Origin of the sequence: Bradyrhizobium sp. NAS80.1 (assembly GCF_001908205.1) — a bacterium.
Lineage (GTDB): Bacteria > Pseudomonadota > Alphaproteobacteria > Rhizobiales > Xanthobacteraceae > Bradyrhizobium.
The window spans coordinates 1-17098 of record NZ_LGHL01000031.1; the positions used below are offsets into that span (position 1 = coordinate 1).

The window sequence follows — 17098 nt, forward strand, 5'->3', positions numbered from 1 at the left end:
CGCCCGGCTCGTCGCCGAAACCGCGGCCTGGCAGAAGCGGCGCAATGCCGAACGCGCCCGCATCAAATGGATGTTCACAACCGAAAAAGCTCGCGCCAAAATGGGCCGTGCCTACCCCAAACCCGCCGCCAAACTAGACCGAACTCAAAGAGTCAAAACCTCTGTGACGAGGTACTAGAGACTTCCGTATACACAGCAAAGACGATTCAATCCGAAATGACTCGGCAGCGTTGACTGTGCGTCGTCGCTGCCGTGTGATCAGGTCTTGCGGCAGCGCCTTCTCGTGGGCCAGGATAGTACGCCTAGCCTGACGATCGGCAGATCACGCTTCGCTCAGCAGGGAGCCCCTGCTATCTGCTGAGCGGCTCAGCAGGAGTACGCGGCAGCGTGACCTCAACCCCTCTTGCTACCAAAGCGGGTCTCGGCACGGCGCCGGTCACCACGCTCTCCGATCGTTCGTGGGGTTTCTTCAGGTCGAACAGCGGCGTTACGATGGTTCGACTCCACCGCGAGCTTGTTTTTTTTTTCAGGCCTGCGGTCCACCATGTCGCCGACTGGTGCATCAGCCATGACCTATCGGCAGTCTGGATGGCTTCCATAAAAACAATCGATTTTACCGGACCCGCCTCAACCTCATATTTGACCGCCGGATTGGAAACAGCGATCAGGAAGGTCGTATGACAATGGATTCTCTGTCGTCAGCAACGTTGCAGGCGAATTCACCTTTTGCGATCGCCTGGTTGGACGAAACTCATTGGCTAGATGCAGGGGCGCCCCTTAGCAGTCTGCTGGCGCGCTCAAATCAATTGCCCGTCAATAATAATTAATGTCTGAGACGCGGCAAGGTGGATTGCCCTGATGGCGTCCTCCTTGGCTGCGCCTCGTCCGTGCGCCCTATGGCATTCGGGTCGACGAATCAACACGTCAGCACCGCGCGTAGCAGCGCGAACTTCCGAACCGCGACAGTCGCGGCTTCGCCGTGGCGTGAATTGTCAACGTTTCTCAAGACAGCCTCGCGTCGCCAAAGTCGAGCAACTGCAATTTGGCTAGGCCACCGACGGTTGACCGAACACCTCATCTTTACCTATCGTTCCTTTATCGGGAGAACGCGCAGTGGACTTCGATCGTTGTAGTTTGGGTGTGCCGCACCCTAAACATGGGATACACCAGCAGGTCGAAGCTGCTGTAGGACTAATCTGCGAAGACAAGAAACCGCTCGGCGCGGTTCAATTGGTCAGCAACGTCACAGGCACCTTGATATCAGCGCAATTGGAGAGCGACCTCTTGGGCGACACGAGAGCCGGGGCTGCAGTTGGCCGCAGGCAGACCGCGCCGCTGCAAGAAAGACACGGCGGTGTTTTCTATCCAGAAGACCTTCAGGTTTTAGGCCGGCTTTTTGATCAAGCAGTCGCGGCCCTACCGCCAGCTATGCAGACTCCTGACAACCGGACCACACTCGCGAAACTTATCCTGGCGCGTGCGGTGGCCGCTGATGGCCGACCAGATGCCTTTGATGGAGTTAATGATGCGCTGCATTTTTGCGAATTGATCAGGCAGAGCGCTAATCCATGCTGCGGCGCATAAACCGTACTGTCCTGGCAAGTTTCCCAAAGCACTCCATCCCGTTGCGGGTTCCGGCGCAGCTTTTTAGGCGAACCCTCGCTGTCTTCCTGCTTGCAAAGCAACGGACTTCCGCAACGATGTTCTTGGTCATCTGCAAGTGAACACAGAAGACGAATCACTCCTGTCGCGGATCAATACCGACAAGCAGCAACTTAGCTGAGGCCAATCGATCCTGGCCTGCGTCGGAAGCTTATGGGCATCGCCTGTCCGAAAGACGAACCTTCTAAGTGGCCGTCACGGTCCTTTGCTGAGAAACTCATTGGGTCATTTTCTACCGCAACTTCGCCAGCATCCCGGCGCTGTTTGCGCATGCCTATCCTTACGCCGGCCCGTCATCGATGCGTCAACACCATGATTGCTCAGGTTGGTGGTCCTTCCCGGAGCAATCCTCGGAAGGGTCTGATCCTTCAACGGCGACAGATGTCACGTTCCTGACCTCGGTGATGTCGGCGTTCGCATTGATGGGCTTGCGGCGAGCATGTTTCAATACCGCTCACGATCCGTTCGGGCGTCCAGATAGCGGCGTTAGGAACCGTACACGCCTGCACAGTCGACTACTTTCAAGGGACGGACGCTGCGTGACTTTGAATCGGCCAAGGATCTGTGCAAGCGCTTCTGAAACCGCAAAAGTACGCGATTCGACACTTTTGCGCACGATAAGCGTGAACCGCGCATTGGGAAGCGCGCCGACGCGATGATATCCGCTCGGTGAAGGTAAGCGGAGACGTCGCTCCCACAGGTGCATCTCCTGCACTGCTCGTATTCGAGCGTGAGCGGCAACGTACTAACAAGCAGTTTAACGATGGCCGCCTCTTTTAAGTCTGACGAACCTGAAACTCAGATCTCCTCTTTGATCTTGCCGTAGATGCGTTCCATCCGCAGCGCCAACCTCGGCCAGGGATTCGGCTCGCGGCGCGACCGGTACATAACTGAGATCTATAGAGTCGAGGCATGTCACGGACGAGGACATTGATCGCGGTGCCGCCTTTCAGGGCGAAGCACTTTTCCTATGATGAATGGAAGACGCACTGCAGTAGAGCGACCTGCCTCGTGAAGGCGTCAGAGAAGCTAGCCGCAAGTGCCCGCGTCACATGGCAGGTCGAGCTTGCTCAATGCCCAGGCGAACGATTGCCCTTGGTATCGATCTTCTGTCTTCAACAGTTTCCGGGCGCAAGTTAATTTTCAGACGATCATCCGATGCCGTCTAGATGCTCACGCAACCTCGACGTCCAAGATAAGATTGAGGCGGATCGCCACAATGACGGCTTGGATCCGACTGGTCGCGCCCAACCTTCGCATCGCGTTCTTAAGATGAAAGTTCACCGTATTCTCGCTAATATGTAATATTCTCCCGATTTCCCATGACGATTTGCCCTTTGCCACTAGTCGATGTTGCTCGGCGAGTTGATCCCACAGAAACGGCCGCGTGGATATCCGCCTGACCACTGGATCGATTTTGTAGTACTTCCCCCTAAAATATCGCTCACACCATTCGGGCGGCCATTTTACGGCCACCGCGGGCGGCGGATACTCCGGTAGGCGAAGTGGCTCCGCGAAATTGAGCGCTCCGTAAAAGACTTCGCTGAAGCCCTCGTCGCTCGCACATTTCACAAGAAGCTCGAAAAGCGATCTGAGAGATTGCGTTCGCGTCGCGCATTCGATGAAGCTGAAAAGATTCATTGTAGACGCCTCAGCAGGCTGGCCCAGCAGGTCGGTATTGCGCCGCTCGATTGAACTTGATTTGAGCGGAGGCACGTTCCAATCCGTCGCCGAGCAGCTCCATGTTGCCGCCCCCCAAGCGCGGTGTCACCCTTGATGTTCGGATTGCTGGCGACCATGAAAAGAGATCTGCCACGGTCGTGCACGGTCCGACGGATCTGCCTCGTCAGTCCGCAAGTGACCTTCACGGCGTCGGCGCCGACGAGAGCGGGGTCGATGAGCAGCCCGGCATCCTCGTCGCGCAGCTTTGGCCCCTTGCATAAACATCGCGAGGCGTCTGAGTGCTTCAGTCGGGCGCCTCCAACGCGAACAACTCTTTTGGGTTGAGCGCGATCCGCACTCGTAGTGCATGGCGATGTTCGTCAGGGGGATACCCCGACATGCACGCAGTCGGAAATTCTGCTTAGTGCAGAGGACACTTTGCATATGCATCTCCGGAAAGGAGAAAACCTGGAAATGAGAACAGCAAGTGTCGTACCACTTGCACCTTCCCCAACAAATCGGCTTTAGCAACAATGACTTGACAGCATTGGGATACGTGCTGCAGGCGCGTGCGTTGAAGACATCGCGACATCGGGAGGAAAGCCGACACCGCGGTTTGGCTTAGTTGTTCGTCATGATTCCCAGGTTGGCTTTTTCTCCTGATGTGCGATCCGTGCCTCCTGTATGTAGCCACTATTGCCTGTCGCTTGCGAGGAACGTGAAACAGGCGGACAGTTCAAGCGCAGCGCATGCTGCCGGCTGGAATCCTATGTTAGCCGCATCCGCACTGACCGACCAACACATGCAATCCTGAGGCACCCATGGGATATGGCGCAAACTCTCTTCTTGCGCGCCTACGCTTCAAGCCATCGCTGCGGCTGATAGCGGCTTACCGACGTTTCTCAGGACAACGGCGCGGCAGTTGGCAAACATTTGTATAATTTTCCCAGAAGTAATCCAGTACGATGGTGCCGGTATAATCCAGATCATCGCCCACGCTGTCGATTAGGCTATCGATAATTGTGCCGATTTCCGGAATGCGATCGTAGTAACGGGCACGGATAACATTAACAGCGTTCATCGAGTGAACTGCCTCGTCCGCAATTACCTCTCTCAGCCAACGAAGAAAACTGCTGCCGAGTTCGGCTGTAATGTAAGCGTACTTATGAGACATCCGCTGGCGGATTATAGCCGTTCGCGGAGAACCTCGTAAGGCGCTTTTCCGTTGAATGCACCGTGAGGTCTGGAGAGGTTGTAGAACTGCTCCCACTCGGACAGCCTTGCGCGCAGGTCGACATCGTCGGTGTAGGTCAGGAGCTGGTAGAACTCCTGCTCATCTGTTCGATGTGACCGCTCGACCTTGCCGTTGAGTTGCGGCGAAGCGGGTTTAATGTAAGCGTGGCGAATGCCCAGGTCTTCAACATGCCAGTGGAATTGGGCCTGGAATTCATGGCCATTGTCCGTCCGCACCTCGCGGATGCGGAACGGGAATTTGTCGACGATAGTATTGATGAAGTCGATCGCGTTCGACTGATTGTGGCGGTCGTAGATTTTCAGGGCGCGAATGCGTGTGGCATCGTCGATCGCTGTGTATTGGTACCGCTTCACGAGCTTTCCGTCTTTTCCTTCGAATTTCAAGAACTTGACGTCGACCTGGATCTGATGACCCGGCACCTGTTTCTGGTATCGCTGGGTGTGGATCTTGCGAACACGCGTGCCGCCGGGCAGTCGACTGAGGCCGTTGCGCCTGAGTACGCGATACACGCCGGCATCGGAGATGGTGATGGCGTGATAACGTGCCAGATACCAGACGATGCGGATTGGCCCGAGACGATAGGTCTTGCGCAGGTGCAGGACCTTCTCGACGATCTCCGGAGCCGTGCGATTGGCAGGGTTCTTCGGCGCCGTTTTGCGGTTCTCAAGACCTGCCATGCCGTGCTGCCGATAGGCCGTCCGCCAGCGATAGAAGCTGGCTCTGCCGACGCCGAAATACCGACATGCCTTGCCGACATCGCCAATCTTGTCAGCGTGCTCGAGCACCCGCAGCTTATGGTCCACATCGCGCCTGAATTTGTGCATCACGATCATCCTTCCTGCCCTTGAGGCTCAGGTTAAAGGATGTCTCGCAAGTCCGTACACTCCTACATACATATGCTGTCGCCCCGTGTTTTGGTGGGCATTCTTTGGACGCAACTCATGAAATGGCCTGACACTCGCGTTCGTCATCGCAAGGCGTCAACGGTTTAGGAGTTCGAGTGTAGTGTAGACTGCGGTATCCATCGCCCTCTTCGCAAACCGATCCGTTTGATTGCGCAGCAGGCGAACTGGGGATCCACGACTTGAACCGCCCCGGGTTTGCCGGAGGCTCCAACTCCTGAGAGGATGGAGCCATGACAAGCAAGACGACGAACAAGTTTTCGCCTGAGGTCCGGGACCGCGCGGTTCGGATGGTTCTGGATCACGCCGGCGAGCACCCTTCGCGCTGGGCGGCGGTGACATCGATTGCGGCCAAGATCGGCTGCACACCGCAGACGCTTCATGACTGGGTCAAGAAGACCGAGATCGACAGCGGGCAGCGGACTGGCGTTCCGACTGAGATGGCCGAGAAGCTGAAGGCCCTGGAACGGGAGAACCGTGAGCTTCGGCAGGCCAACGAGATCCTGCGCAAGGCGAGCGCTTATTTTGCGATGGCGGAGCTCGACCGCCGGTCCAAGCCATGATCGCCTTCATTGACGATCATCGTGGGGCGCATGGGGTCGAGCCGATCTGCAAGGTTTTGCCGATTGCCCCCTCGACCTACCACGCCCATGTGGCCAAACGGCGCGATCCGGCGAAGCGGTCGGCGCGCGCCAGGCAGGACGTCGCGCTGAAGATCGAGGTTCGGCGCGTCTTCGATCAGAACTTCTCCGTCTACGGCGTGCGCAAGGTCTGGCGCCAGCTCAAGCGCGAAGGCTTCGATGTTGCCCGTTGCACGGTGTCGCGGCTGATGCGGGACATGGGTTTGCAAGGGGTCATCCGCGGCAAATCCGTCAAGACCACGATCAGCGACAAGGCGGCGCCATGCCCGCTGGATCACGTCAACCGCCAGTTCAAGGGTAAGCGTAGCTCTGCGGCCCTTTTGATTGGTGCTTGACGTCTATTTTGAGCGCGTGGTGCGCCGGCGCGGCTTCCATATTTCCGGCAATGCGTTGACGGCGGCCTCGAGCGCCTTCCGGTCGACGATGTTGGGATCGAACTGCTCGGGGCCCCAGAGGCGCATTTGTTCGTGCTCCGGATGGGTGGGGTCGCTGATGGCCTCAAGGTATTCGGCATAGCCTGGCGCACCGCCGACATCTTCCGGAGGACAACGACCGGCGGCCTCGAGCAAGAGGGGAAGTCCCTCCGTTGTCGTATTGTCGAACCACTTTTCGAGCTTGATTACGTGATCCCAGCTGTCGCCGAAGTCATAGAGATAATGGATCGTCTTGACGCCGGTCTCGCGAACGACATCGCAAAGCCGCGCTTTGCTGGCATCCAAGGGCTGGTGACCGTAATCATTGTCGGGGTCGGGAATCCCCCAACGGACCTCACCGGCGAAGAACTCGAAGAGGTGGCTGTTCGTCCAGCCAAATGCCTCCTGAAGCGTCAGGTGCAGCCGATCAAGGCGCAGGGTGACGGGGACGACAAGGCGACGCATCACCTCCGGTTTCACGTCCTTGAGGGTCACCTTGATCCGGACCGCGGTCGTGTTCAGGCTCATGCCGCCAGCCTCAGATCGTGTGCATGCATCGTGTAGATCGACGCCCAAGGGAGCAGTTCGTCCAGTCGCGCCGCAGGCCAACCATTGACGAGCTTCGCGAGAACATCAGCGAGCCAGTGCTCGGCACTGACGCCATTGAGCTTACAGGTTTATGCCGCCCGCCGAACTATGCCGAACGGGTCCGGTATGGCGCGTCGTCGTCACGGCGGCATGGTCGATCGCGTGCACGGCAGCCCCATTCCATTCGGCATAGTCTGGTCGTTCAGAGCGCCTCCAGGAAGGCCAGCAGGCGGTCGTTCGGCCGGAAGCGGGTTCGCTTGCCGCGCTGATGCGGCTTGAGCTTCGCCAGGGCAGCCTCCTTGAGGGCGAGATGGGCGTGCAGGTACGTCTGCGTCGTCTCGACCGATTCATGACCGAGCCACAGCGCGATCACGGAGCAGTCGACGCCGGCTTGCAGCAGTTCCATCGCAGCGCTGTGCCTCAGCACGTGCGGCGACACGCTCTTGGCCTTCAAGGACGGGCAACTCTTGTGAGCGACACGAACATGCTTTCCCAGCAGTGACTGGACGCTGTCGGCACTGAGCCGCCCCCCATGCACGTTGGGGAACAAAGCTGTTGCTCCTTTCCGCAACGGTTCCTTGAGCCATGCCTGGAGCGCGCACCGAGCGAGTACGGTCAGCGGAGTGGTCCGCTCCTTCCGCGCTTTACCGATGCATCGTACGTGTGCGCCAGATCCGAGGTGGACGGCATCCCGGTCAAGGCCGGTCAGCTCGGAGAGGCGTAAGCCCGTCTGGGCCGCGACCAGCAGCAACGTGTGATCGCGGCGGCCAAGCCACGTCGTTCGATCGGGCGCGGCGAGAACCGCCTCGATCTCGGGGCGCGTCAGGAAGTGCACCTGTCGCTTGTCGTGGCGCTTGCTCGGTATTGCGAGCACGCGCTGGATCAGCGCACTGTGTGTCGGCTCCTCGAAGGACACGAACCTGAAGAAGGATCGGATGGCGGTCAGACGCAGGTTACGCGTCTTCGCGCTGGCGCCGCGCCTTACCTCGATATCGGTGAGGAACGCGCCGATGAACGTTGCGTCCAAATCGGTGAGCGTCAGGGCCGATGGAGGCTTCCGCAGCTGCATCTGTGCGAACATGAACAGCAGCCGGAACGTGTCCCTGTAGGAGGCGATCGTGTTGCCGCTAACGTTGCGCTGGCGCATGAGGCGCTCGGTGAAGAGGCGCTCGATCAACGTGGCGAGATTGCAGGCGGGCTTCATGGCGTCACCTCCCATCGCCGATCGAGACGCCGCGCCGCTTCTTCCATCAATTCGGGGCAGGCAGAGAGATACCAGTAAGTATCGCGCACGCAGGCGTGGCCGAGGTAAGTGGAGAGCACTGGCAGTTGCTGCTCGACGTTCTTGCCTCCGCGATACCAGTCGAGCAGCGTCCGGATGGCGAAGCGATGACGGAAGTCGTGCACGCGTGGCCCGGTACGATCACCTGGGCGCCGCAGCCCGATCTCTCTGGACAATCTCCAGAAGACGCGATGAACGTACTAGTGAAGCAAGCGGCCTCCCTGTTCGGCAACGAAGAAGGTCGAGGCGCAGCGTGATCCGAGCAGCGCATCGCGCCGGCGGGCGTAGTCGCGCAGCGCGGTTCTCGTCGTCGGATGTAAAGGTACGAGCCGCGACTTGCCGAACTTGGTCAACCGGACCGTCAGCACGCCGGCATCGAGGTCGACGTCATCACGCTCCAGGCCCATCGCCTCGGATATGCGCATGCCCGTCACCGCGATCAGCCCGAACAAGGTATGGTAGGTCCATCGACGCAGCCCGTCCGCTGGCGGCAGAGCCAGCGCTGCCGTCAGCAACGCAAGGATCTCCGCGTCGCTGTAGACATAGGGCTTGGCGCGCTTCCATCCCGGCAGCATGCCCACGGGCGGTACCTCCGTTCTCGGATCGAAGTTGGCGACATGGCGCGCGAACCCGCGCACGTCGCTCAATCGCAGCGCCCAGGATGCATGACGATCGGGCGGCAACGTTGCCCATTCCATGGCCAGCCTCGTCGTGATGATCCTGGCTTTACGCTTCTCCATGAAGGCGACGAAGTCGGTGATGGGACGGCGCGACTACGCCATTCTGTTGTTGCTGGCCAAGCTCGGCCTGCGGGCCGACGAGGTCGCGACGCTCACCCTCGATGATATCGACTGGCGCGCCAGCGAGATACTCGTTCGCGCCAAGGGCCGACAGCGTGCACGGATGCCAATACCGCCAGACGTTGGCGCGGCCATCGTTGCATATCTGCGCAATGGTCGCCCAAAGTCGTCCTGCCGACGGTTGTTCGTCCGCACACTCGCGCCGCACGTCGGCTTTGCTTCCGGATGTGCGATCACCATGATCGCCAAGGTCGCTCTCGATCGCGTTGGAATCGAAGGTTGCGCACACCGCGGCGCCCATATCTTCCGACACAGTCTCGCTACTGAGCTTCTCCGATCTGGCGCGACCTTGTCGGAGATCGGACAACTGCTGCGGCACGAGAACCACGACACCACTCGGATTTACGCGAAGGTCGACATCGATGCGCTGAGAACATTGAGCCTGCCCTGGCCGGGAGGCGTGCAATGACCAATCTGCGCTCCGCACTCGATAAGTACCTGAGCATGCGCAAGGGACTGGGATACAAGTACGAGCACCAGACCTGTCGGCTCACCGTCTCTCTGTCGCAACCGTCGAGGGCCTTCCGCACCTGAGCGGCAGGCAAATAGGTCGGCAGAGTTGCGAGGTTCCACCGTCGCAACGATGGAACGCAATCCGCCAATGGGCGTGCGTTCAGCCCCCGATGGTGGAGGTAACGGAGAAAGGCGCGCAGCGACCAGCACAGCGCCTTGCCTGTTCCCGGGCTCCAATCCTGGGCGTGGCGCTCAATGTAGCGGATCACGTCCTCTTGGCTGATCTTGTACAGGGCGGTGGCGCCGCCGGAGCACACCTCGTGCAGGAACCTGCGGATAACCGGGAGATGGCGGACAATGGACCTCGGGGCCAACCCGCGCTCTGATCGCAGGTAGGCATCGAACTCCTTGAAGATCCGTTCGTGCGGGGTGAGAGGCGGCAGCACCGTCGGCGCGATCGCGCCTTCCTCGCGCAGCACCGACAGCCATCGCTTGAGCGCGGCCCGGTCACCAGGTTGGATAGACTGCCTCCCGCCTCGATGTCGGAGGTACCGCTCAACGACCTGCTCATCGAGATCGAGCAGCCCAAAGCGACGGCCTGCGATCCAACTCAGGAGCCCGCCAACCACGTTGAGGCAACGCCACGTGCCGTGCTGAACGAGTCCCTCTTCGACGAGACGAGCGCCATAGCGCTCGATGAGCAGTCCGTGCGGTCCGCCTCTGAGACGCCGGTACAGCCGGCTTCTGCCCAAGTACTCTTTCGCAATCATACCTGACCTCCGCTGTTGAAAGCGGAGGTACAAGACAAACTATGCCGAGCCGATTACACGCCGCTCACGGTGAATCTCGGGGAAAACAAGCCCATTCGGCATAGTTCGGCAGTCGTCCAAACCTGTCTATGCCGCACTCGGCATAGACAGGTCTCGATTAATGAAGCCAGGACGGCCCAATTCTCGGCGCCCTCGTCACAACCGGCAAAAAGGGAGTTCTTGGCGTTGAGCTTGATCGGCCGCATCGCACGCTCGACAGCATTCGTGTCCATCTCGATGCGCCCGTCATCAAGGTAGAGCGTCAGGCCGTCCCAATGACGCAGCGCGTAACGCAAGGCCTTCGCCGTGTCGCTCTTCTGTGCAACGTGATCAAGTTTGGCCTCAAACCACTGCTTCAAGGCTATAACCAGAGGTCGGGCATGCGCCTGCCTGCCAGCACGGCGTTCGGCATCCGATCGGCCGCGGAGCGCTTTCTCGACCGCGTAAAGCTGGGCGATGCGCTCAAGAGCCTCGCGGGCAACCGGAGCTGGCGCCGGAGCAGCCTCGCGCTCGATCTTCACAAACTGGCGCCTCAGATGCGACCAGCAGAAGGCGAGCGTCCCGGACAAGGCGTCCGCACGCGTCTCTCGGGTCATGGTCTTGTAAGCCTGATAGCCGTCGCAGTGGATGATGCCACGATAGCCCTCAAGCAGCTGCAAGCCATGAACGGCCCCACGGCCCGGTGCATAGGCGTAAACCGCGCCAGGTGGGTCAGGTCCGGCCCAGGGCCTGTCATCGCGCGAGAGCGCCCAGAAGTAGCCGGTTTTGGTCCTGCCGCGCCCCGGATCCAACACCGGTGCGGGGGTCTCATCGACACAGAGCTTCGAAGAGGCGAGCAGAAGCAGGCGCAGACGATGCCACAAGGGCTTCAATTCCTGAGCGGCATAGCCGACCCAGAAGGCGAGCGTGGAACGGTCGATGGCGATACCGTGCGTCGCCAGCATCTGCGCCTGGCGGTAAAGCGGCAAATGCCAATGATACTTGGCATCGATCACATGCGCGACGAGCCGCTCGGTCGGCAGTCCTCCCCTGATCAATCGCTCGGGAGCGGCGTGCTGAAGGACGACGCCGTGACAGGCGCGGCAGGCCAGTTTGGGTCGGCGGGTGACGATGACGCGATACTGCGCCGGTACGACGTCCAGCCTCTGGCTCTCATCATGGCCGATCTCAAAAAGAACGCCTGCGCAGCACGGGCAGCAGGTTGCAGCGGGCATCAGGGTCTCGATGATGCGCGGCAAATGCTCCGGCAACTGACCACGGTTGGCTCTGCGCTCGGCCGTCCTCTTCTCGCAGGTTCTGGGATTGGCGCGATCCTCGGCTGCTTCGAGGGCCGCGACGGCCTCTTCGATGTCCTCCAGAACAAGCTGTAGCTGATCAGCGTCCAGCTTTTCCGAGGACCGACCGAACCGCGCATCTTTTGCAAGCTTGAGCAACCGCTCAAGCCTGGCGCAGCGATCCAGCAGAGCCGCGGCAAAGACACGCAACTCGGCCAGATCGCTCGGCAGCTCATCGGGCAAATCACTCATTGGCACAAGCTTGCCATGCTTCGCGCCCCGATGCAGCGAAGATTTGTATCTTTACGCAAGCGCCTTCGGCTGCGGGATTCGAGGCGCGTGCATCCGCGTCCAATCCATGCCGGCCAAAAGCGCGGACAGCTGGGCGGCTTCATCCGCATCACGCCAGCCACGATAGGAGGCCATTTGAAGCCGCTGCCATCGAGCCGCTTCCAATACATCACAAGGCCGCCGCCATCCCACACGACAATCTTCACCCGATCGGCGCGCTTCGCACGGAACACCACCGCCACGCCCTTCATCGGGTCATGGCCCAGCGTCTCCTTCGCCAACAGCGCCAAGCCCTCCGCACCTTTTCTGAAGTCCACGGGTTGCGTCGCCACGTAAATCATGAGGCTCGCGGGCGGGGTCAGCATGAATGTGTCGGTCGAAGCGCCAAGAACACATCACTCAACACAGCAAGGCCAGGCGTCCCCCGCACCTCCACTCGTGCCCCCTGGAGCTCAACCGTCACAACGGCTGATTCCGGCGACCTGGTGGGCTCTGCGGCCGCCAGTAGCGCCGATTCCGATACTACCGGCACGAACGACAGCGTGTCCGCCGAAGCCGGCAGCACCAACTGGCCCAAACGCGCCCGGCGCCGCCAGTCGTGCACCTGCTGGGGCCGGCACCCATGGCGACGCGCGACATTTGTGACAATCGCCCCCGGCTCGAGGCTTTCCGCGGCAATCTGTGCCTTCAAATCGTCCGGCCAGCGCTTTCGACCTGCGCCTGCGTACACTTCGATACGCGGTGACAACGGTCGTCTTATGTCGTCCGAATGGTCGTCCATTGTGAGCACCCTTGCAGAAGATGGACTCTTCTAGCGGTGCTCTCAGGACTGAGTACAAAAATTCTCAAGGGCCTCTACGCCACGCTTACGTTCAAGGCGCCACGGCGGAACGTCCTTTGGCTCTCCGACTTCACCTATGTCGCAACCTGGACCGGCTTCGTCTACGTCGCCTTTGTCATCGACGCCTATGCTCGCAGGATCGTGGGCTGGCGGGCCTCGCGCACGGCGCATGCAGGCTTCGTGCTCGATGCTCTGGAGCAGGCACTCCATGATCGACGCCCGGTCCATCGTGGCGGGCTCGTGCACCACAGCGACAGGGGCAGCCAATACGTATCCGTTAAGTACACCGAGCGCCTGGCTGAAGCTGGCGTGGAGCCTTCTGTCGGCAGTATCGGAGATTCCTATGACAACGCTCTCGCCGAAACCATCAACGGCCTCTACAAGGCCGAGGTGATCCATCGGCGCGGGCCATGGCGCAGCTTCGAGGCCGTCGAGTTCGCCACTCTCGAATGGGTCGATTGGTTCAACAACCGACGGCTCCTGGAGCCCATCGGAAACATCCCGCCGGCCGAAGCCGAGCAACGCTACTACGCCATGCTGGAACAATCGGCCATGGCGGCATAACTTAAACCAAATGGCCTCCGGCAAACCCGAGGCGGTTCAACTTGACCAATACACGTCCCTTTAGAACTCGGCGTGGGACTATCAAGTGAGCACCTTGAAAGAGGCGTTATTACCTCGCGGATGCCGCTGATATCTGGCTCCGGGCGGGCGATGTGAAATCGGTTGCCGAAGGCGCTTGCGAACTGTGAATCGACTATGGCCGCGCGGTATCGCCTTCTTGGTTCAGCAGGGCAGCCCCATGGGTCTCCCGCGCTGCGGCAAAACCAGGATAGTAGGACCGCCAAGCATCGGACAAAGGAGTTTTTGATATGCCCCCTAATGCATCCAACTTCTACTTCAGAACTAGCTGCAGATGCCGGATCAACAGGCCGCCTATCCAAAAACCAGCGCTTGTGCGCGATGATCGTTCGTGCATTAGCCAAGGCTCGGGGAGCTTCGAGGTTCTCGCGCTAGACTGGACTGAGCCGCGAAGCGATCTACAAGACGTCTGGTGTGGGCGGTACTCCAACGCTCGAGCTGAGCAACACGAAGGACGTTCTTGGTCACAAGCTAAGCAGTGAATTGTAGGTTTCGACGGCATTTGGCCAACGAGCGGGCGGCGCGCTGCTGCCGAAGGCACGGAAGCGCGCTTGACAGGAGACTCCGGCTCTCACGCGGGCATCGGCAGTTTCCGATAGAGATCCCAAACCTCGACCAAAGATCGATGCGCCACGACGGCGCGACCATTTGGCTGGCACCGGTGAGGCAGGAGAACGCTGGACTGTCCAAGCCGACTCGACCGACTTCGATATCGCATTCGTCCGCATCTGAATGGTGGGCGTCGCTTGTTTCGACTTACTTCCGTGGCGGTTTCACCGACGTCTTGATCAGCAACCCTCGTACGCGCATGTCTTCATGTCTAGGTGCCGAAGATAATCAGTCCGGATTGATTCTCGCGAATCTCAACCACACAAGCGCGCACTGCAAGCTCTGTACCTTACCGCCGGATCCAGTCGTAACCAAGGCGCCCCGACGCACTAGACCGGGAGTGGAAGTGCGTCGGGTCCGCCCCAACATCATCAGTACATCCGTGATGACACTCTCGAGAATGAAACAAGCGGCGTGGCGGAATTGAGGCTCAGCCCCTCATTGCCGTGCGCTATTAAGTTATTTCATGCGCGGCACCAAAGCAGACTTGAATCGAACGTTGCGTCATGTTGTAGAATGGAGCTTGGTGCTTCGGCGCGGCGGAGGCTGCGACCGAATTTGCATGCGCCAGAAGAACGGCGATGAAGTCCCCGTCGGTGACATCAGTCATCCCAGCAGCCTCCCGAGCCTTCTTCGCTTCCATTGCGAGGGCTTAGCTGCACTCGGGCGCCAACCGTTGGATCCACCTGGTCCTCGATCTGCTCATTCATTGGCCTCGCTCCCGTTCCTGGCGCAACGCCTCAGCCTTCCGGAGAGCCCCCGCATCTTTCCGCTACCTTCTATTGAACGCGTTGGCGAGCTTCTTCATCAAGGGCGCGTCGCAGAATCGCGAGGCGAACTCTCGTGATTACAGTTCGGACAATGGCGACTCGACTCGTGCACGGCGCCGGCCTACGTTTTCAAAGTCATGAACTCTCCCGCACCACGTTGTTCTTATGCAGCCGGAATTAACCTGATCCGGCCAGCTCGCCCCGTCTGGATTTTGACGTTCTGGTCTCGAAGGCTGTGAGCGTCCCCAGCAGCGTTTCCACTAAAACCGGCCCAGAAACGCACCGAGATCGGTCCGGACAGGTCCGACTGTTGAATGCAGCTTACAAGTCCTTGGAGAGCAATCATTTTGAGTGCCGGAGAACGATACAGCTCGAAACGCCCAGGTGCCAAGCATGTCAACGATCCTATGCGGCTCAGGGGTCGATAAGCAGAACGGCACACTGGCCAATTACAGCCACGTGATCATCTCTTCTCTCCTCAAAAAATGAACATCACTTATTGAAATTTGCATGAACGATCGCTATCGCTCCCGCCGTCAGCTACTGCTCTGTGCCGGCAGGGTAAGGAACGCATGGCTCAAGCGGCTCGATTGACATAGCGCAAAGACACTGGAGAGCGCAGCGATCAGGATAAGTCTTCCAGCAGCAAGGGACTGTAACGTTGCAAACTTCACTCCTGAAAAAGTACTGCGATCCCCGCTTACCTTGGTACACCATCTATCCAACTGTACCGGAGTTCTCCGAGGCGGTCGGCGCGAACGCATATGAAACATGGCTGAGCCGCCTGCCGCCGAACGAGCCCGTGTCGCTCTATCTCCACGTTCCGTTTTGTCGCTCGATCTGCTGGTATTGCGGCTTTCCTACAGCCTTCACCCGCCGCGATGCGCCCATTCTCAGCTATCTGGAGGTGCTGCGAAAGGAGATCCGCCTGGTTGCTGAGAAAGCGCCGCAAGAGCTCCCTGTGAGTGACGTGCACTTCGGCGGCGGAACGCCGACTCTAATCGAGCCCGCGGAGTTCCTGGCCTTGATGGCACACTTGCGCCGCTGCTTTGCGTTCAAGAAAACGGCAACGCTCGCTATCGAGATCGACCCACGCACGTTCACGGCCCGGATGGCCGACGCCTTAGGAGCAGCCGGAGTGAACCGCGCGAGCCTCGGCGTGCAAAGCTTCGATCCTATTGTTCAAGCATCGATCAACCGGAATCAGACTGAGGCGCAGACGACGATGGCCGTCGAAAACCTGCGCCAGCATGGAATAAGTAGCATCAACTTCGACCTCATCTTCGGCCTTCCAAACCAGACGGTGCAGTCCTGCGTGCAGAGCGCGACCATGGCAGTGGCCATGCGACCCAACCGGCTTGCGGTTTTCGGCTATGCGCACGTTCCTTCGTATATGAGGCGTCAGCGTATGATCGATGAGACGACGCTGCCGGACTATCCTGCTCGCGCTGAACAGGCTTCGGCTATGGCCGATATTTTGGCCGCCGCCGGCTACCGTCAAATTGGGATGGACCATTTCGCCTTGCCGGATGACGAGCTCGCGCTGGCGCAAAAAGCTGGTTGCTTGCGACGTAACTCCTTGGGTTACTCGGCTGACACTTGTGAAACGGTGATCGGCTTCGGCACGTCGGCCATCGGACGCCTCAGTGACGGTTATGTCCAGAACGAGGTCGCAACGAACGCATATAGCGGGCGCATCAACGCCGGCCGTCTGCCGACGTCGAAAGGCTATCGCCTCAGCGACGAAGACCGTCTGCGCGCCGCAATTATCGAGCGCCTGATGTGCGATTTGGAGGTCGATGTGCCGGCAATCTGTACCGCTTACGGATTTGATCCCATTCCTTTTCTCAATTCAGCTGAACGTTTGCCAATGCTCGCCGAGGACGGAATCGTGGACATCCACAATGGAACAATCCGCGTAAAGCGGGAGCACCGATTTGTTGTTCGCGCTGTTGCCGCCGCATTCGACGCTTATCTTGACCGCTCACCCTATTAGCACAGCGAGCCCTAAACCTCACAAAAGCGTTTTGACTTGATCTTCCCCCGAAAAAATGGACAGGGTTAAGCTGCTTTTAGCTCCATCTCGATCGGGCTGATAAAGCCGATGGCGGAGTGACGACGAGTTCGATTGTAGAAGCCTTCGA

The 17098-nt window shown here is 59.4% G+C and carries 14 protein-coding genes, 6 pseudogenes and 1 other annotated feature; of the genes and pseudogenes, 6 read left to right on the plus strand and 14 right to left on the minus strand.

The window, feature by feature from the left end; all coding sequences use genetic code 11:
- The first annotated feature begins 1113 nt into the window (after positions 1-1113).
- Positions 1114-1584: a NolY gene (locus AC629_RS07960; protein ID WP_210419007.1), complete on the plus strand. Its 471-nt coding sequence runs from the start codon at positions 1114-1116 to the stop codon at positions 1582-1584.
- A 916-nt stretch (positions 1585-2500) separates the two neighbouring features.
- On the opposite strand, the pseudogene AC629_RS50455 reads toward AC629_RS07960, so the two are convergent.
- The 4 genes and pseudogenes from AC629_RS50455 to AC629_RS07980 form a co-directional block, all read right to left on the minus strand.
- Positions 2501-2657: pseudogene (locus tag AC629_RS50455) on the minus strand (nucleotidyl transferase AbiEii/AbiGii toxin family protein); the annotation flags it as partial.
- Positions 2658-2835: 178 nt separating this feature from the next.
- The gene (locus AC629_RS07965) at positions 2836-3303 is read right to left on the minus strand and encodes a helix-turn-helix transcriptional regulator (protein ID WP_074123282.1); all 468 of its coding nucleotides are present in this window, start codon (positions 3301-3303) and stop codon (positions 2836-2838) included.
- 910 nt (positions 3304-4213) lie between these two features.
- Entirely contained in the window at positions 4214-4405 is a 192-nt protein-coding gene (locus AC629_RS07975) for a hypothetical protein (protein ID WP_143198598.1), read from the minus strand.
- 104 nt (positions 4406-4509) lie between these two features.
- A complete protein-coding gene (locus tag AC629_RS07980; RefSeq protein ID WP_084804172.1) occupies positions 4510-5403 on the minus strand; it encodes an IS481 family transposase in 894 nt (297 codons plus the stop codon).
- Between the two features lie 311 nt (positions 5404-5714).
- Here AC629_RS07980 and AC629_RS07985 point away from each other — a divergent pair.
- Positions 5715-6418 (plus strand): annotated as a pseudogene (locus tag AC629_RS07985) (IS3 family transposase); the annotation flags it as partial.
- Positions 5999-6115 (plus strand) — a sequence feature (AL1L pseudoknot). It overlaps the preceding pseudogene by 117 nt.
- A gap of 42 nt (positions 6419-6460) precedes the next feature.
- Here AC629_RS07985 and AC629_RS07990 read toward each other — a convergent pair.
- The 5 genes and pseudogenes from AC629_RS07990 to AC629_RS48415 all read right to left on the minus strand — a co-directional run bounded on the left by AC629_RS07990 (position 6461) and on the right by AC629_RS48415 (position 9043).
- Positions 6461-7063, minus strand: a complete 603-nt coding sequence (locus tag AC629_RS07990; RefSeq protein WP_074117555.1) for a plasmid pRiA4b ORF-3 family protein — start codon at positions 7061-7063, stop codon at positions 6461-6463.
- Positions 7060-7212 (minus strand): annotated as a pseudogene (locus AC629_RS07995) (transposase domain-containing protein); the annotation flags it as partial. The pseudogene AC629_RS07995 and the gene AC629_RS07990, both read right to left, overlap by 4 nt.
- Positions 7213-7325: 113 nt before the next feature.
- A complete protein-coding gene (locus AC629_RS08000; RefSeq protein WP_084804169.1) occupies positions 7326-8327 on the minus strand; it encodes a tyrosine-type recombinase/integrase in 1002 nt (333 codons plus the stop codon).
- Positions 8324-8530 carry a site-specific integrase gene (locus AC629_RS48410; RefSeq protein ID WP_245331756.1) on the minus strand — a complete coding sequence of 69 codons (207 nt, stop codon included), beginning with the start codon at positions 8528-8530 and terminating at the stop codon, positions 8324-8326. Before AC629_RS48410 ends, AC629_RS08000 begins: the two co-directional genes overlap by 4 nt.
- Before the next feature lie 75 nt (positions 8531-8605).
- Complete coding sequence (locus tag AC629_RS48415) at positions 8606-9043, minus strand: tyrosine-type recombinase/integrase (RefSeq protein WP_245331757.1); 438 nt, start codon at positions 9041-9043, stop codon at positions 8606-8608.
- Between the two features lie 58 nt (positions 9044-9101).
- Here AC629_RS48415 and AC629_RS08010 point away from each other — a divergent pair, with 58 nt between their 5' ends.
- A complete protein-coding gene (locus AC629_RS08010; RefSeq protein WP_083636122.1) occupies positions 9102-9674 on the plus strand; it encodes a tyrosine-type recombinase/integrase in 573 nt (190 codons plus the stop codon).
- Complete coding sequence (locus tag AC629_RS49770) at positions 9671-9799, plus strand: hypothetical protein (RefSeq protein ID WP_283845952.1); 129 nt, start codon at positions 9671-9673, stop codon at positions 9797-9799. Before AC629_RS08010 ends, AC629_RS49770 begins: the two co-directional genes overlap by 4 nt.
- Before the next feature lie 95 nt (positions 9800-9894).
- Here AC629_RS49770 and AC629_RS50460 read toward each other — a convergent pair.
- From AC629_RS50460 to tnpA, 4 genes and pseudogenes are all read right to left on the minus strand, one after another.
- Positions 9895-10488 (minus strand): annotated as a pseudogene (locus AC629_RS50460) (site-specific integrase); the annotation flags it as partial.
- A gap of 92 nt (positions 10489-10580) precedes the next feature.
- Positions 10581-12053 (minus strand): annotated as a pseudogene (tnpC, locus tag AC629_RS08020) (IS66 family transposase); the annotation flags it as partial.
- Positions 12050-12457, minus strand: coding sequence for an IS66 family insertion sequence element accessory protein TnpB (tnpB, locus tag AC629_RS08025; RefSeq protein ID WP_084804171.1), 408 nt, complete (start codon positions 12455-12457; stop codon positions 12050-12052). The pseudogene tnpC and the gene tnpB, both read right to left, overlap by 4 nt.
- The gene (gene tnpA / locus AC629_RS08030; protein WP_074117559.1) at positions 12451-12873 is read right to left on the minus strand and encodes an IS66-like element accessory protein TnpA; all 423 of its coding nucleotides are present in this window, start codon (positions 12871-12873) and stop codon (positions 12451-12453) included. The genes tnpB and tnpA overlap by 7 nt, the downstream gene beginning before the upstream one ends.
- 90 nt (positions 12874-12963) lie before the next feature.
- Between tnpA and AC629_RS08035 the strand changes: the two are divergent.
- A pseudogene (locus AC629_RS08035) lies at positions 12964-13497 on the plus strand (IS3 family transposase); the annotation flags it as partial.
- Positions 13498-14638: 1141 nt separating this feature from the next.
- Here the strand turns inward: AC629_RS08035 and AC629_RS46600 are convergent.
- Complete coding sequence (locus tag AC629_RS46600; RefSeq protein WP_167561224.1) at positions 14639-14794, minus strand: hypothetical protein; 156 nt, start codon at positions 14792-14794, stop codon at positions 14639-14641.
- Between the two features lie 821 nt (positions 14795-15615).
- Between AC629_RS46600 and hemN the strand changes: the two genes are divergently transcribed.
- On the plus strand, positions 15616-16950 hold the full coding sequence (gene hemN, locus AC629_RS08040) for an oxygen-independent coproporphyrinogen III oxidase (protein ID WP_074119583.1): 1335 nt from the start codon (positions 15616-15618) through the stop codon (positions 16948-16950).
- Positions 16951-17098: the final 148 nt, after the last annotated feature.

What these genes read in the sequence shown, in the direction of transcription:
- AC629_RS49770 (WP_283845952.1), top strand. Translation starts at nt 9,671, where the DNA reads ATGACCAATCTGCGCTCCGCACTCGATAAGTACCTGAGCATGCGCAAG.
- tnpB (WP_084804171.1), bottom strand. Translation starts at nt 12,457, where the DNA reads ATGCTGACCCCGCCCGCGAGCCTCATGATTTACGTGGCGACGCAACCC.
- tnpA (WP_074117559.1), bottom strand. Translation starts at nt 12,873, where the DNA reads ATGGACGACCATTCGGACGACATAAGACGACCGTTGTCACCGCGTATC.
- AC629_RS07965 (WP_074123282.1), bottom strand. Translation starts at nt 3,303, where the DNA reads ATGAATCTTTTCAGCTTCATCGAATGCGCGACGCGAACGCAATCTCTC.
- AC629_RS07975 (WP_143198598.1), bottom strand. Translation starts at nt 4,405, where the DNA reads ATGAACGCTGTTAATGTTATCCGTGCCCGTTACTACGATCGCATTCCG.
- AC629_RS07980 (WP_084804172.1), bottom strand. Translation starts at nt 5,403, where the DNA reads ATGCACAAATTCAGGCGCGATGTGGACCATAAGCTGCGGGTGCTCGAG.
- AC629_RS07990 (WP_074117555.1), bottom strand. Translation starts at nt 7,063, where the DNA reads ATGAGCCTGAACACGACCGCGGTCCGGATCAAGGTGACCCTCAAGGAC.
- AC629_RS08010 (WP_083636122.1), top strand. Translation starts at nt 9,102, where the DNA reads ATGGCCAGCCTCGTCGTGATGATCCTGGCTTTACGCTTCTCCATGAAG.
- AC629_RS46600 (WP_167561224.1), bottom strand. Translation starts at nt 14,794, where the DNA reads ATGACTGATGTCACCGACGGGGACTTCATCGCCGTTCTTCTGGCGCAT.
- AC629_RS08000 (WP_084804169.1), bottom strand. Translation starts at nt 8,327, where the DNA reads ATGAAGCCCGCCTGCAATCTCGCCACGTTGATCGAGCGCCTCTTCACC.